Genomic DNA, 12,855 nt, shown 5'->3' on the forward strand with positions numbered 1-12,855 from the left:
GTCAGTGTGCTCCTGCACTGCCTTCGCTCTTGACAGGCGACAGCAGCCAACAAAATGGGATCAAAATCAGGGCAACGATACTCAAGCCTGAAAAGACGTCGATATAAGCCAGAATGCGGGACTGGACAATCATCTCTTTGTAAAGCTGACCCGTTGCCAACGTAACAGGATCGCCCACCGCAGAAGTGAAGTCGCGAATTGCCTGAGCCCAGTGCTGAACGGTGATGTTGAACTGTTCGTTCAGCGGCGTCATGTTGTGCACCATATGGGCCGAACGCGCCTGCTCCCGTTCAGTAATCGCCGCGGTGGACAACGAGATACCAATCGAACCCGCTACGTTACGGAACATGGTGAACAGGGCTGAGGCGTCCGCATTCAGGCGCTGGGGAATCGTAATAAAGGCAATGGTAGTTAACGGTACGAACAGGAAGCCCAGGCCAATTGACTGCGCACTGCGCATCATAACCAGCGTAGTAAAATCGACATTAGGCGTTAAGGACGCCGAATAGAAGAAGGCCAGCGCCAGGCAGCTAAAACCAAAGGCAATAATGTAGCGGGTCTGCACCACCGGCATCAGTTTCAAGACCAGCGGAATGGTCAAGACAATCAACACCGCGCCGGGAGACAGCACCAGTCCCGACCAGGTCGCCGTGTAGCCGAGATCCTGCTGCGCCAGCTGGGGCAGAACCACCGAGCTGCCGTAAAGTATCATCGCCATGCCGGCCATTAATAAACCGGCGACCCAGAAATTGCGATCTTTCATGACCAGAATGTCAACGACCGGTTTACGGGCATACATCAGCCAGTAAATGGCACCCACGATCCCAACCAGCGCCAGCACAGCAAACAGGACGATAAAGTGCGAGGCGAACCAGTCTTCATCTTCGCCACGATCCAGCATGACCTGCAAACATCCCAGGCCGAGCGTAATCAGGCTGATGCCGATATAATCGATCTTGAGTTTGCCCTTGGCCCATTTACGCTCCCACGGCGGATCTTCCAGCAAGGGTAAAATGGCCATGATGGTCAGCACGCCCACCGGGATATTAATAAAGAATACCCAGCGCCAGCTGTAATTATCGGTGATCCAGCCACCCAGCGTCGGGCCAATAACCGGCGCAACGATAATCGCGATGGAAGAAAGGCCAAACGCTTTGCCCCGATCTTCGGGTTTGAAGTAGTCGAGCAGCACCGACTGTTGTACCGGCTGCAGCCCGCCGCCAAAAAAACCCTGCAGGACGCGAAACAGAATAATTTGCCAGAGTTCCGTGGCAATACCGCACAGGAAGGAGCAGATGGTAAACATCACAATGCAGATTAAAAAAAACTGTTTGCGGCCAAACAGACGGCTGAAAAAGGCAGAGATGGGCAGCACGATACCGTTCGCGACCAGATACGACGTCAATACCCAGGTTGATTCATCATAACTGGAAGAGAGTGAACCCGCGATGTGCGGCAGGGCCACGTTAACGATGGTGGTATCCAGGATTTCCATAAATACCGCCAGCGTGACCGTAATGGCCACTAGCCAGGGGTTACTGGCGGGTTTCCAGCTCTGCGATTCGCTCATTCCACGGTTACCTTCGGTTCAACCGATAATCCCAGTGGCAGCGGTCGGTTTGGATCCAGCCCTTTATCTATCACGATTTTCACCGGAACACGCTGGACAATTTTCACGTAGTTACCCGTGGCATTCTCAGACGGGAAAGTGGAGAAACGCGATCCTGTTCCCATCTGAATACTGTCGACATGCCCTTCCAGCTTCATGTCTGGCCAGGCATCTACGCTGATTGCCACTTTGTCGCCGGGATTCATGCGCTCAAGCTGAGACTCTTTAAAGTTTGCGGTGATCCAGATGTCCGGAGAAACCAGCGAGAACAGAGCACTTCCCGCCTGTACCAGCGTGCCCATCTGGACATTGCGTTTTGTCACAAAGCCATCGTAAGGCGCACGAACCTGAGTGTAAGAGAGGTTCAGCTCAGCCACGTTGAGCTGCGCTTTAGCCTGCTCTACCTGCTCCTGACGCGCTTCAACATTGGTTTCCTGCTGACGGATTTGCAGGGCAACCTGCGAGGCCACTTCCACCTGGGCTTTTGCACTTTGCAGCTGTGCCTGCGCAGAACGGAGCTGTGCTGAAGCCGAGTCGATGTTTCGCTGGCTGGTGGCGCGCGGATCGACGCCCCGCTGGCGGCGGTAGTCCGCCTGGGCGTTCATATAGTTGGCTTCGGCTTTCGCCTGATCGGCCAGCGCCTGATCGCGCTGGGCCGGATACTGAACACGAGAGAGCGCTAACTGCGCCTGCGCCTGATGCAGCTGTGCCGTGGCCAGACCCAACTGGGCTTTAGCCTGAGCACGCTGGGCCTCATTGTCACTCGGGTCGATTTCAACCAAGAGATCGCCCTTCCTGACGCGTTGGTTATCGGTAACCAGCAGTTTAACAACATAGCCGGATGCTTTTGCGGCGATGGTGACCGCATTGCCTTCGGTAAAGGCGTCGTCAGTGGTTTCTTCGTTACGGGTCGTAAACCAGAAGAAAAAGGCCACAATCAGCATGACCACCACGACAACGGCCAGGATGATTAACGGCTTTTTGCCGGGACGTTTGCGTGGCTTTTCGTCGTCATGATCCTGATTGTCATGGGGCTGGCTGTTTTTATCTGGCGCGTTTTCTGCGTCTTCCTGATGTGAATCGCGGTTGTTGTTCTCGCTCATAGTGTCCGTCGCTGGCTAAGGCCCTCTGTCCTGGGCGTAGAAAGTCCACTAAACATTAGATCGAAAACTAACAAAATCCAGTACAACTTTACGTAACTTGAGAAAGGCAGCACATCCTGCACCGCGGCAGGATGTGTCTGAGTCAGGCGACCAGTTTCAGCAACAGCCAACCCGTGAGCATTGACCAGGCGAGTAAGGGCACGGAGAAGAGATGGAAACGCCACCAGATGGCGCGATCTTTGGCCATTCGCAGCGCAATAAGGTTAGCGAGCGAACCGGGAAGCAAACCAAAGCCACCAATGTTTACCGCCCAGGCAAGCACTTCTGTCGGCTGCACTTTTTGCAGGAGCAGGATGGTTGCCGGCACATTACTGATGACCTGGGACAGACCGATGGCCAGAAGATAAAGCTCGCCTTTACCCAGATGCATAATGGCATCGAAATGCGCCTGAACGACCGGTAAACGCGTCAGCAAGAAGACATCCAGGAACATCACGATGAAGACCACCAGCAGGCTCCAGTCGATATTGAGCAAGACCTGACGCGCCATAATCAGGAAACACACCATAATCAGCAGCAGGGCCCAACCGGTCACATGCCATTCCAGCGCGGCAATAAAAAGCAGATACAGCACGACACTGACGGCAAAAAGGGGTTTCTGCCAGCTGTGCTCTTCGCTGGTTTCGTGCTTGTCAATCGTGCGTTTGGCAAAGCTGAACCAGGTCACCACCATCAGGCTCAGCAGCAGCCAGGCGGCCAGCGGCGTCATTTGCAAGATAAAACCGCCCACGCTCAAAGAGCCATGGCTCCACAGCAAAATATTTTGTGGATTGCCCACCGGGGTGAGTAGCGAACCGGCATTGACCGCCAGCGCTTCAAAGATAATCAGGCGCGAGATAGGTAAATGCGAAAATTTGCGCAACGTCAACGTAAGCGGCACCAAAATAAACAGCGCCACATCGTTAGTTAAGAAGGTCGACAGCAGCGCCGCCGCCAGCACCATAAACAGTGCCAGCGTGCGTTCGTGTTTGAAGCGCGCAATTAACCTGGCCCCGAGAACATCAAAATACCCGCTGGTTTCTAACCCTTTTGTGAGGATAAGTAATCCACTCAGGGTAATGATGGTATGCCAGTCCACCGCGGCGGGAAGATCCGGCCAGCGATAGTCAGCAAGAAACAGCAGAACAACCCCAATAACGACTAACAAGTGCAATATATGGTCATGCAAAAATGAGCGAAGCACAATGGGCATGATGTCCGGCGCCTTACCTGAGGGTTAATTGTTTTCGTAAAATTTCTGGAATACAGCCAGGGTTTCATCACTCACGTGATGTTCAATGCCTTCTGAATCGCGCCTTGCCGTCTCAGGACTGATGCCAAGCGCTAACAGAAAGGTTTCAACGATATGATGGCGGGCGCGGCTCTCTTCGGCCAGCTTTTCGCCTTCACGTGTCAGAAAGACACCACGATAAGGGACCTGCTCTACCAGCCCGGCAGTACCTAATCGCTTTAACATTTTTGCGACGGTGGGTTGCGAAACCCCCAGGCGCGCCGCCATATCGACCTGGCGAGCTTCACCAAATTCACCAATCAAATCAGAGATTAGCTCAACATAATCATCAATCAGCTCACGGCGATGCGCCTCGCGCACCTGCCGAAACCCTTCGACATGCTCTTCAATATCTTTTAGTGGTCCTTGCGGGGCAGAAACCACGCTTTTGGCACGACGACTCATTCAGCTTCCTCTTTATTTTTTTCCACACCAGCCCTGCCGTATGGATTTAGCTGCGCTCATTGTAAACCAGGCGCAAATAAGCTCAAATTTTTCGTCGTTAGCCTTGGCTAAACGATATAGCCAATGCTATATTTGTTGATAATGTAAACAGAGTGGTGCATTAAAGCACGATTAGGCCAGTCTGCTTACCGTTGCGTTAAATTAATTGGGAGGTGATGTTATGAGCACCCTGAAAAGCTGCATCGACTGCGGCAAATGCTTTCAGGCAGAAAAATCTACATCAGGTATGAAAGCCTGGTGGTGCCTGCTGACGCGTTCCCCTTTTACGCTGCGCCTGATGTTGATCAACAAACTCCTGGGTCACGAACCCGAAGAACGCCACTGCCAGAAACTGATCTGGCGCGGCTAATCGTTGATACCGCCTTCGGGCTGCGAGCCTGAAGGTGCATCTTTCGGCGTCCAGCGCTTCTCACTTTTGCATCACCCTGTCAGTGGCACTCCCACGTCTATTTTGCAACCCATAACCCTGTGGCTGTCTCCGGCATCGTCTGGCGGACCGCTTTTCTCATTGTGCAACCGTGGTTTTCAGCACGAGCAAGCCGGTAAGCTCAGAGGGAGAAAGAGTGCGGCGCCATATCCGGTAAGACTTCAGGGTACTGGACGATATTGGAGAGACGTGAAGGCCAGACTGACGCTCTCTGGCGGGCTGTTTTTTGTTACCAATAAAAACGGCCCTTAACAGGGCCGTTTTTTTTAACTCGACTAAGATCACTTAGAAGCTGTAACCTACGCCAGCGATCCAGGTGCCAACGTCAACGCTACGGATGCGGCTCTGCTCATAGCCCACGTCCAGTGCAACGTTTTCCATTGGGTTGAACTGCATACCTGCGCCGTAAGAGAAACCGTAATCGCTGGTATCAGTTTTGCCGCGTGAAGCAGTGTCGTTCTGCTGGTATTTACCGTAGCCAACACCGACTACACCATAGATGCTTGCCCAGTCATTCAGACGGAATGCTGGACCACCGGTGATGCCGTAGTACTGGCCTTTATTGTAAATTCCATCTTCGGTACGGTCTTTCTCGGTGTAGGTAAATGAGCCGATCCAACCCAGTGGGTTAGAACCGTCTTCATAACGATATTTCAGGTTGAAGCCGTTTGCTTTGTTAGCAACGCCCTGGTAGTCGCTCTGTGCGTAGCCGCCGGTTACAGTGCTTTGTGCCATGGCGGAACCTGTCGCGACTGCTAACACACAGGCTAATGCTGAAAGACATGCAATTTTTTTCATAACCACCTCAAATGTGAAAGTACTTCTCTCCTGACAACGCTAAAAATATAACAAAAAATAGCGAGAAACTCTGCCCGGATTTTGTTGTCTAACACAGAGTTTGGTGTAACAGGAAGTTAATGAAGTTTCGTATGTCATTCTTTTTTCTTATAAAATACGTCATATAACTGCAACAAATCTGCTTAATAAATTTTCATGCTTTAAGTTAATTCCTAAAAAATCCTGACATTAATTTACTTTTGCAGTCGCAAATCTGCTTAAAATCCAGGCAAACAGACAAAATTAAAATCGCTTTACGTCCTCTTTTTGACCGCCACTTCCATTACACTGGTCACCTTTAGCTCATGTTTGGGAAGTGCCTACAGGATGTCAGCCACCTCGTTAAAATCCATTACACCCGTTTTTATTCCCGTTATTATTCTGCTTGTCTCAATGCTGTCACTTCAGGGCGGTGCCTCGCTGGCGAAAACCCTGTTTCCTACCGTGGGCGCAACCGGCATCACTGCGCTGCGTCTGGGATTTGGCACCCTGATCCTGTGCATTATTTTCAAACCCTGGCGACTGCGTTTTAGCCGGGAACAACGTACGCCGCTGCTGATTTATGGTTTGTCACTGGGCGCGATGAACTTCTTGTTCTACCTCTCCATCCGTACCGTGCCCTTAGGCATTGCGGTGGGCCTGGAGTTTGTCGGTCCGCTGACGCTGGCGCTGCTCGGTTCGCGCCGCGCACTGGATTTTGTCTGGGTCATGCTTGCCGTGGCAGGGCTGTGGTTCCTGCTGCCGTTTAGCACCGGCATTGCCTCGGTGGATCCGGTCGGCGCGCTGTTCGCGCTGGGTGCTGGCGCCTGTTGGGCGATATATATCTTATCGGGCCAGCGCGCAGGGGCAGAACATGGTGCTGCGACCGTGGCCATCGGATCGCTTATTGCCTCGCTGGTTTTTGTTCCGGTGGGTCTGACGTTTGCCGCCAGTGGTATCTGGCAGTGGAGCGTGGTTCCCGTCGCGATTCTGGTGGCGTTGCTTTCTACAGCACTCCCCTACTCGCTGGAGATGGTGGCATTAACGCGCTTGCCGGCGCGCATCTTTGGCACATTGATGAGCCTTGAGCCTGCAGTGGCAGCCCTGTCGGGGATGATCTATCTGCATGAAAGCCTGTCGGGAAAGCAATGTCTGGCGTTGCTGGCCATCATCCTGGCTTCCGCAGGCGCCACCCTGACGATGCGACCAAGAAAAAGTCAGTTAAATGAAGTTGAATTGACCGACAACGCAAAAAAATAATCCGCTTTAGCCTGTTGAAAAACGGGCTAAATAACAATAAAAATCATCTTGATAATTATTTCATCGAAAATGTCATTGAAAATTAATATTTTGAAACATACAGAACATCTCATCAGAAATACAGCTTAACCACCTGATTTATAAAACCTTTAAAGCACTGTTAAATTTAACATGTTATTAACCATTTCGGTATTCACATCGTCAGAGCTAAGGCAGATGCTATTTCAGCCATTGATAAGGCCAATCCTGCAAACTCCGGAATCGCTGCTATACTGAGTTGGTACTTGATTAGGACAACCATTGAATGAGAGGACCGAAACAATGAGTACCGCTAAACTGGTTAAAACAAAATCTTCTGATCTACTTTACACCCGTAATGATGTGGCAGATGACGAAAAGAGAGCCACCATTGAGGTGCTCAACCGCCTGGTAGTGGAGTTCATTGATCTGTCGTTGATCACCAAACAAGCCCACTGGAACATGCGTGGTGCCAACTTCATCGGCGTACACGAGATGCTGGATGGTTTCCGCACCGCGATTACCGACCACCAGGATACTATCGCTGAGCGTGTTGTGCAGTTAGGCGGTGTGGCACTGGGTACCACCCAAGTCGTTAACGACAAAACGCCGTTGAAAAGCTATCCGTTAAATATTCACAGCGTACAGGATCATCTGAAAGCGCTGGCCGATCGTTACGCCGTTGTCGCTAACGATACACGTAAAGCGATTTCGGAAGTTAAAGACGAAGATACTGCTGATATTTTCACTGCCGCCTCGCGCGACCTTGATAAATTCCTGTGGTTTATCGAATCCAATATCGAATAATGTCAGACACTGACGTGTCAACAGGCGGGGAAACCTGCCTTTTTTACGTCTGTGTCATTATAATTTTATGACTTTGTTAACAGTTCTTACTTCCTGCCCTTCCTGTTTTTCCCGTCTGATGCACACTACCTCTGCACCACCGCAGCACGTTGCACCAACACAGAGCACCAAAACAGTGCGCACCGCTTGACCTCTGCAGAATCGTGTCAGCGATTGTGTCACAGGCGGTAAGTTCTGCGGTTTTTGCAAAGTTGGCATAATTTTTTCATATGATAGCCCGCAAACGATAGCTCGCAAACCTGGCTTTGAGCCTGGTCGTAAAAAGGAAAAATAATGAAATCGCTGTTTAACGTCTCTGTGGCCGCCCTGGCGCTGGCCTTCTCTCTCTCCGCTACCGCAGCCGAAAAGAAACTGATTGTCGCCACTGATACCGCCTTTGTCCCGTTTGAATTTAAACAGGGTGATAAATACGTTGGCTTTGATGTGGATTTGTGGGACGCCATCGCCAAAGAATTAAAACTGGATTACACCCTGAAGCCAATGGATTTCAGTGGCATCATCCCTGCACTGCAAACGCGCAACGTTGACCTGGCCTTAGCCGGTATCACCATTACGGATGAACGTAAAAAAGCGATCGAATTTTCTGATGGCTACTACAAAAGTGGTCTGCTGGTGATGGTGCGTAATAACGAAAACGACATCAAAAGCATCAATGACCTGAACGGCAAAGTGGTCGCGGTGAAGAGCGGAACCGGCTCGGTGGATTACGCCAAGAGCCACATTAAAACCAAAGATCTGCGTCAGTTCCCTAACATCGACAACGCCTATATGGAACTGGGCACCAACCGTGCTGACGCCGTGCTGCACGATACGCCAAACATCCTCTACTTTATTAATACTGCGGGCAAAGGCCGCTTTAAGGCAGTCGGTGATTCCATTGAAGCACAACAGTACGGTATTGCCTTCCCGAAAGGCAGTGACGACCTGCGTGAAAAAGTAAATGGCGCGCTGAAAACGCTTAAAGAGAACGGTACCTATAACCAGCTCTACAAAAAATGGTTCGGCACCGAGCCTAAATAAAAACTTAAACGGATTACCTTTTTCAGCAGGGAAAATTTCCCTGCTTTTTTCCATCGCAACAACTGGAGTTTCACCATGGAGTTTGACTGGAGCGTCATTTGGCCAGCCATGCCCGCGCTGCTCGAAGGCGCAAAAATGACCTTAATTATTTCCATTATCGGCCTGGTGGGCGGTTTGATCATCGGGCTGGTCGCGGGTTTTGCGCGCGCTTACGGCGGCTGGATAAGCAATCATATTGCCCTGGTTTTTATTGAAATCATTCGTGGCACGCCTATCGTTGTGCAGGTCATGTTCATCTATTTCGCCCTGCCAATGGCTTTCCCGGATTTACGTATTGATCCTTTCACCGCTGCCGTGGTGACCATCATGATTAACTCGGGCGCTTATATTGCGGAAATCACACGCGGCGCCGTGCTGTCAATTAATAAAGGTTTTCGCGAAGCCGGCCTGGCGCTGGGCCTGTCGAGCCGTGAAACCCTGCGCTATGTGATTATGCCGTTAGCGCTGCGCCGTATGCTCCCTCCGCTTGGTAACCAGTGGATCGTCAGTATTAAAGATACCTCTCTGTTTATCGTGATTGGTGTGGCCGAACTGACGCGTCAGGGCCAGGAAATTATTGCCGGTAACTTTCGCGCGCTGGAAATCTGGAGTGCGGTAGCGATTATCTATCTTGTGATTACGTTGGTGTTGAGCTTTGTGCTGCGCCGCATTGAGAAAAGGGTGAAAATCCTGTGATTGAATTTAAAGACGTCTCAAAGCATTTTGGCAAAACCCAGGTGCTACACAATATCGACCTGAAAATTAAGCAGGGAGAAGTGGTGGTGATTATTGGCCCATCCGGCTCCGGTAAATCCACACTGCTGCGCTGTATTAACAAGCTGGAAGAGATCACCAGCGGTGAGCTGATTGTCGATGGATTAAAAGTTAACGATCCGAAAGTCGACGATCGCCTGATTCGTCAGGAAGCGGGCATGGTGTTCCAGCAGTTTCATCTTTTCCCGCAGATGAGCGCCCTGGACAACGTGGCTTTTGGTCCGATTCGGGTACGGGGTGCCAGCAAAGAAGAGGCTCGTCAGCTGGCGCAAAGCCTGCTGGCTAAAGTGGGCCTGGCCGAACGCGCCGGTCACTTTCCCTCTGAGCTGTCCGGCGGCCAGCAGCAGCGTGTCGCGATTGCCCGCGCGCTGGCGGTTAAGCCCAAGATGATGCTTTTCGATGAGCCGACCTCTGCGCTGGACCCAGAGCTCCGTCATGAAGTCTTGAAGGTGATGCAGGATCTGGCTGAAGAAGGCATGACGATGGTCATCGTCACCCATGAAGTCGGCTTTGCACAGAAAGTCGCATCGCGGCTGATCTTTATCGATAAAGGTCGCATTGCTGAGGACGGCGATCCTGACACGCTGATCAGCCATCCGCCAAGTGAACGTCTGCGCGAATTTTTACAGCACGTTTCCTGAATGATTAACACAGCAGCCCATAACGGGCTGCTGTCTCATCGTGACAGACGCTGTGCGCGTTGGGCGGCGGACATAAAGCTCCACGCCAGAAAACGGCTCTGCTTCTGCCCCTGCGCCATATTGACGACCCTGACCACCGCGGTATCCAGTGCCTGTAACTGTTTTTCCAGCGCAGGCAAATGCTCTTTTCGCGATACCAGTGAGGTAAACCACACCACCTGGCTTGCCAGGCCGACGCTTTCCGCAATCATTTTCCCCACAAACGCTTTTTCACCGCCTTCGCACCAGAGCTCATTATGCTGACCGCCAAAGTTGAGCGGCGCCGACGGCTGCAAGCCCAGATTCCGAGATTTACGCTGTGAACCCGCCGCCGCTTCTGCAGCCGACGCATGAAAGGGCGGATTGCAGATGACCGCATGGAAAAACGCATTTTTACTCACAACGCCGTTCAGCACCGCCTGAGGATTTTTTTGCCGACGTAAGCGGATCAGACGCGCCATACCGGGGTTGGCGGCGACAATTTTACCTGCGGCTTTCAGGGCAGCGTCGTTGATTTCGGTTCCGGTGAAACGCCAGCCGTATTCTGCGGCCCCAATCAGGGGATAAATGCAGTTTGCCCCGCAGCCAATATCCAGCACGTCGGCCGAGGGAACCCTGCCCTGATTATCCAGCGCCAGGAGATCCGCCAGATAATGCAGGTAGTCGGCGCGCCCCGGCACGGGCGGACACAGCGATCCCGGCGCCAGCTGCCAGTCGAGTCCGTAGAAAAGTTTAAGCAGCGCCTGATTAAGCAACATCACGGCCTCGGGATCGGCAAAATCAACCGACATGACGCCATAACCATTGGGCCGGACCTTTGCTGCCAGCGGTGGATGCGCCGCCGTGAGGGCAGCAAAATCATATTCACCCTGATGGCGATTTCGGGCGTGGAAGAGCGACGGGCTGGCAGACTTTTTCATACTTTCTCTCATGTTTTCAGGCGCGCGTACAATACGCTGTGACTGGCAGAAAATAAACAGCATTCTCGGCTGAAAGCCGACTTTATGGCGGGCAGCCCAGGTGACGTTATGCAGGCGAATCGCTGTTATGGGGGTTTTGCTAAGCGAGTAAAAGGCAGACGAAGGGAAAAGCATGAGCGGAAAGCAAAATGCGCGCCGCCGGTCATCATGCTGGCGGCGCGACTCACGAATGCGGGATTATTTAAAATCGACGCGCATTAAATCCTGAATGGGCATCCCTTTCGTCGTTTCTACACAACGATCGATATAGCTGGTAAAGCCCGGAGGCGAACTCATTCCCAGACGCAGCAACTTATCATTTGAGAACACGACATTCAGACGGGCAAACTCGCCGTACAGACGCATCGCGCGCAGCATCAGGCGTTCGTTGCAAGGCCCGTAAATCTTTTTAAAGTTCTTACGCTCTTTAACGATTTCGCTGAAATCAACTTGCAGATAGTTAGGTGCCAGCGGTGTACTTTTTTCTGCGGTGGCAAAGGCCGAATCGATTTCAGAGAAGGTGTTGCTGCTGCGCTCACCGGCAGAAATATGGTAGACCATCTCTTTGGTGCAGCCGTGGTCCATCAGGAATACCAGGGATTTAGCACAATAGTCCACCGGGATAACATCGACACGGTCATCAAGCGAGCAGAGGAATTTCTCCAGCTTCATCACCATTTTAAATACCCAGAAAATACTGCCTGACGGCGTACAACCTTCCTGAGAGTGGCCAACAACGATGGACGGACGGGCAATGACCAGCGGCAGGTGCGGTAACTCCTGCTTGATCTTGTTTTCGATATAAGATTTGGAATAGGTGTAATCGACAATGTGATCTTCACGTGACGACAGCACCAGGTCCTCTTTGACGACTTCACCGTGATCCGGCGCGGAAGACATTGCCGTGCCCACGTGAACAAATTTTACGAATTCTGGCAGCCCAGCCATTCTGGCAGCCAGCTTAAAGGTGCCTTCGACATTGACGCGCCAGATATCGTTATTTTCACCAAATGACGCAATCGCTGCGCAGTTGATAACGTGGCTAACCTGATCGATACGCGCATCATCCAGAAAACGTTCTGGTGCCAGGAGGTCGCCGACCAGAATATGATCTGCGGTCAGGCGTTGAATAGCCTGTGCCGAACATGAAAACTTGGTTAAATTTTCTTTAACCCTCTCCAGTCCCTGGTTAGCATCGCTGGCTCTGACAAGCAGCAGCAACTCAACATCCTGGCGCATCAGCAATTCTGCCACAACTGCACCACCAACGAATCCAGAAGATCCTGTAACAAGAATTTTTTTCATATCGACCACGAGAACAATTGATGAGGTTGTATAGTGCGCCTGATTCGTTAAACAAATACGAAACTTTGTTAGCACAAAATGTATAAAATGCACTCGTTTACTTTTTGTTTACTTTTGCACCATCTGCTTTCAGCAGAAAAATCGGAAAATAACAATTAAGTAATTGAAATAAATGAAAAATAA

Annotated in this window: 13 protein-coding genes; 6 read left to right on the plus strand and 7 right to left on the minus strand. The window is 51.4% G+C overall.

Features of this window, described 5'->3' with window-relative positions; genetic code table 11:
- Position 1: 1 nt before the first annotated feature.
- The 4 genes from GKC68_RS15280 to mntR form a co-directional block, all read right to left on the minus strand.
- The gene (locus GKC68_RS15280) at positions 2 to 1,570 is read right to left on the minus strand and encodes a DHA2 family efflux MFS transporter permease subunit (protein WP_014606236.1); all 1,569 of its coding nucleotides are present in this window, start codon (positions 1,568 to 1,570) and stop codon (positions 2 to 4) included.
- Complete coding sequence (locus GKC68_RS15285) at positions 1,567 to 2,712, minus strand: HlyD family secretion protein (RefSeq protein ID WP_028723748.1); 1,146 nt, start codon at positions 2,710 to 2,712, stop codon at positions 1,567 to 1,569. Before GKC68_RS15285 ends, GKC68_RS15280 begins: the two co-directional genes overlap by 4 nt.
- 142 nt (positions 2,713 to 2,854) lie before the next feature.
- Complete coding sequence (locus tag GKC68_RS15290) at positions 2,855 to 3,964, minus strand: SLC13 family permease (RefSeq protein ID WP_028723749.1); 1,110 nt, start codon at positions 3,962 to 3,964, stop codon at positions 2,855 to 2,857.
- A 24-nt stretch (positions 3,965 to 3,988) separates the two neighbouring features.
- Complete coding sequence (gene mntR, locus GKC68_RS15295) at positions 3,989 to 4,447, minus strand: manganese-binding transcriptional regulator MntR (RefSeq protein WP_013025174.1); 459 nt, start codon at positions 4,445 to 4,447, stop codon at positions 3,989 to 3,991.
- Positions 4,448 to 4,667: 220 nt separating this feature from the next.
- Between mntR and GKC68_RS15300 the strand changes: the two genes are divergently transcribed.
- Complete coding sequence (locus tag GKC68_RS15300; protein WP_028723750.1) at positions 4,668 to 4,856, plus strand: hypothetical protein; 189 nt, start codon at positions 4,668 to 4,670, stop codon at positions 4,854 to 4,856.
- Between the two features lie 363 nt (positions 4,857 to 5,219).
- Here the strand turns inward: GKC68_RS15300 and ompX are convergent, their stop codons facing one another.
- Positions 5,220 to 5,732, minus strand: a complete 513-nt coding sequence (gene ompX / locus GKC68_RS15305) for an outer membrane protein OmpX (protein ID WP_014606239.1) — start codon at positions 5,730 to 5,732, stop codon at positions 5,220 to 5,222.
- A gap of 366 nt (positions 5,733 to 6,098) precedes the next feature.
- On the opposite strand from ompX, the gene rhtA reads away from it, so the two are divergent.
- The 5 genes from rhtA (at position 6,099) to glnQ (ending at position 10,369) form a co-directional block, all read left to right on the plus strand.
- The gene (gene rhtA / locus GKC68_RS15310) at positions 6,099 to 7,010 is read left to right on the plus strand and encodes a threonine/homoserine exporter RhtA (RefSeq protein WP_342656306.1); all 912 of its coding nucleotides are present in this window, start codon (positions 6,099 to 6,101) and stop codon (positions 7,008 to 7,010) included.
- 321 nt (positions 7,011 to 7,331) lie between these two features.
- On the plus strand, positions 7,332 to 7,835 hold the full coding sequence (dps, locus tag GKC68_RS15315) for a DNA starvation/stationary phase protection protein Dps (RefSeq protein WP_028723752.1): 504 nt from the start codon (positions 7,332 to 7,334) through the stop codon (positions 7,833 to 7,835).
- Positions 7,836 to 8,168: 333 nt separating this feature from the next.
- Positions 8,169 to 8,915, plus strand: coding sequence for a glutamine ABC transporter substrate-binding protein GlnH (gene glnH, locus GKC68_RS15320; protein WP_028723753.1), 747 nt, complete (start codon positions 8,169 to 8,171; stop codon positions 8,913 to 8,915).
- Positions 8,916 to 8,990: 75 nt separating this feature from the next.
- Positions 8,991 to 9,650 carry a glutamine ABC transporter permease GlnP gene (glnP, locus tag GKC68_RS15325; protein ID WP_014593272.1) on the plus strand — a complete coding sequence of 220 codons (660 nt, stop codon included), beginning with the start codon at positions 8,991 to 8,993 and terminating at the stop codon, positions 9,648 to 9,650.
- Positions 9,647 to 10,369: a glutamine ABC transporter ATP-binding protein GlnQ gene (glnQ, locus tag GKC68_RS15330; protein WP_014606242.1), complete on the plus strand. Its 723-nt coding sequence runs from the start codon at positions 9,647 to 9,649 to the stop codon at positions 10,367 to 10,369. The genes glnP and glnQ overlap by 4 nt, the downstream gene beginning before the upstream one ends.
- A 35-nt stretch (positions 10,370 to 10,404) precedes the next feature.
- Here glnQ and rlmF read toward each other — a convergent pair whose 3' ends face one another.
- Together rlmF and GKC68_RS15340 are read right to left on the minus strand one after the other, a co-directional pair.
- Positions 10,405 to 11,328, minus strand: coding sequence for a 23S rRNA (adenine(1618)-N(6))-methyltransferase RlmF (gene rlmF, locus GKC68_RS15335; RefSeq protein WP_028723754.1), 924 nt, complete (start codon positions 11,326 to 11,328; stop codon positions 10,405 to 10,407).
- 237 nt (positions 11,329 to 11,565) lie between these two features.
- Positions 11,566 to 12,672 (minus strand): SDR family oxidoreductase, encoded by a 1,107-nt coding sequence (locus tag GKC68_RS15340; protein ID WP_028723755.1) that lies wholly within the window; start codon positions 12,670 to 12,672, stop codon positions 11,566 to 11,568.
- Positions 12,673 to 12,855 lie beyond the last annotated feature (183 nt).

This window comes from Pantoea sp. RSPAM1 (assembly GCF_038816185.1).
Taxonomy (GTDB): domain Bacteria; phylum Pseudomonadota; class Gammaproteobacteria; order Enterobacterales; family Enterobacteriaceae; genus Pantoea; species Pantoea ananatis.

Excerpts from the sequence above, each read along its gene's own strand:
- GKC68_RS15290 (WP_028723749.1), bottom strand. The coding sequence starts at position 3,964 with ATGCCCATTGTGCTTCGCTCATTTTTGCATGACCATATATTGCACTTG.
- rlmF (WP_028723754.1), bottom strand. The coding sequence starts at position 11,328 with ATGAAAAAGTCTGCCAGCCCGTCGCTCTTCCACGCCCGAAATCGCCAT.
- glnH (WP_028723753.1), top strand. The coding sequence starts at position 8,169 with ATGAAATCGCTGTTTAACGTCTCTGTGGCCGCCCTGGCGCTGGCCTTC.
- GKC68_RS15300 (WP_028723750.1), top strand. The coding sequence starts at position 4,668 with ATGAGCACCCTGAAAAGCTGCATCGACTGCGGCAAATGCTTTCAGGCA.
- GKC68_RS15285 (WP_028723748.1), bottom strand. The coding sequence starts at position 2,712 with ATGAGCGAGAACAACAACCGCGATTCACATCAGGAAGACGCAGAAAAC.
- rhtA (WP_342656306.1), top strand. The coding sequence starts at position 6,099 with ATGTCAGCCACCTCGTTAAAATCCATTACACCCGTTTTTATTCCCGTT.
- dps (WP_028723752.1), top strand. The coding sequence starts at position 7,332 with ATGAGTACCGCTAAACTGGTTAAAACAAAATCTTCTGATCTACTTTAC.
- GKC68_RS15340 (WP_028723755.1), bottom strand. The coding sequence starts at position 12,672 with ATGAAAAAAATTCTTGTTACAGGATCTTCTGGATTCGTTGGTGGTGCA.
- glnP (WP_014593272.1), top strand. The coding sequence starts at position 8,991 with ATGGAGTTTGACTGGAGCGTCATTTGGCCAGCCATGCCCGCGCTGCTC.
- ompX (WP_014606239.1), bottom strand. The coding sequence starts at position 5,732 with ATGAAAAAAATTGCATGTCTTTCAGCATTAGCCTGTGTGTTAGCAGTC.
- mntR (WP_013025174.1), bottom strand. The coding sequence starts at position 4,447 with ATGAGTCGTCGTGCCAAAAGCGTGGTTTCTGCCCCGCAAGGACCACTA.
- GKC68_RS15280 (WP_014606236.1), bottom strand. The coding sequence starts at position 1,570 with ATGAGCGAATCGCAGAGCTGGAAACCCGCCAGTAACCCCTGGCTAGTG.